The sequence below is a fragment of the Kutzneria sp. 744 genome, assembly GCF_000568255.1.
Taxonomy (GTDB): Bacteria; Actinomycetota; Actinomycetes; order Mycobacteriales; family Pseudonocardiaceae; genus Kutzneria.
This window is the reverse complement of record NZ_KK037166.1, coordinates 7,906,279-7,907,521: the sequence shown is the minus strand read 5'-3', so window position 1 is coordinate 7,907,521 and position 1,243 is coordinate 7,906,279. Positions and strand designations below refer to the sequence as shown.

The following is a 1,243-nucleotide window of genomic DNA, read 5'->3' as shown; positions in this document are numbered from 1 at the left end:
GCCTCCGCGACGACTATCAGGTCTCCTGCCTGGAGCTCGACGTCGCCGTCGACGCCGCCCTCTCCGCCGGTGCCCTCGGCGCGCGCATGATCGGCGGCGGCTTCGGCGGCTCCGCCATCGCGTTGGTCCACGCCACCTCCCGTCCCACCGTCGAGCAGGCCGTCCTGGACGCCTACGCCGCCCACTCCCTCACCCCGCCCCGTCTCTTCGTCGGCGTCCCCTCCCCCGGCGCCGGCCGCGACGAGTAACCCGCCCTTCCAACTCCACAGCGTCCCGGTCCCGGGTGCCGAACCCGGTCCGCGTGCCGGCCCGAGCCTCGCGTCTCGGGCCGGTCCCGGACTCCCGACCGAGCCACCCGTCGATCGGCCCGGTTCTGCCCGGCCTTCGGCCGAACCGAACCCGGACCCCACACGCCCCGCTGCACAGTTGCCCCAGGCCGGATCCGAACCCGGCCCCCTGCACCAAGATCCACTCCATGCACGTTGAATCGAGAGGCGGAAACGCGTGAAGCTGGTCGTCACCGGCGGAGCTGGCTATGTCGGAAGCGTGAGCGCCGCGCGGCTGGTCGAGGCCGGCCACGAGGTTGTGGTGGTGGACGACCTGTCCACCGGGCACGCGGACGCCGTCCCCGAGGGGGCGCGCTTCGTCGAGGGCGATATCGCCGAGGTGGCCGGGCCGCTGCTGGCCGAGGGCTTCGACGGCGTGCTGCACTGCGCGGCCAAGTCGCTGGTCGGCGAGTCCATGCAGGACCCGGCCAAGTACTGGAACGGCAACGTCGTCACCTCGCTGCGGCTGCTCGAAGCGATGCGGGACAACGGCACCCAGCGGCTGGTGTTCTCCTCCACCGCCGCCACCTACGGCGAGCCCGAGCAGGTGCCGATCGTCGAGACGGCGCCGACCCGTCCCACCAACACCTACGGCGCCACCAAGCTGGCCATCGACTTCGCCATCACCTCGTTCGCCGCCGCCCACGGCCTGGCCGGCGTGAGCCTGCGCTACTTCAACGTGGCCGGCGCCTACGTGGCCCCGGGCGTGCAGCAGCTCGGCGAGCGGCACACCGTGGAGACGCACCTCATCCCGATCGTGCTCCAGGTCGCCCTCGGCCAGCGCGAGAAGGTCCAGATGTACGGCGACGACTGGCCCACCGAGGACGGCACCTGCGTCCCCCCTACATCCACGTGCTGGACCTGGCCGAGGCGCAAAGTGATCCATAAGACGCCAAGCCCGGCCGGCACAGCATCTA

General features: G+C 71.8%; 2 pseudogenes. Both read left to right on the top strand.

From position 1 onward, the window contains the following. Window positions 1-248: pseudogene (locus tag KUTG_RS36410) on the top strand (galactokinase); the annotation flags it as partial. A gap of 256 nt (window positions 249-504) precedes the next feature. After that, window positions 505-1,199: pseudogene (locus KUTG_RS36405) on the top strand (NAD-dependent epimerase/dehydratase family protein); the annotation flags it as partial. Window positions 1,200-1,243: the final 44 nt, after the last annotated feature.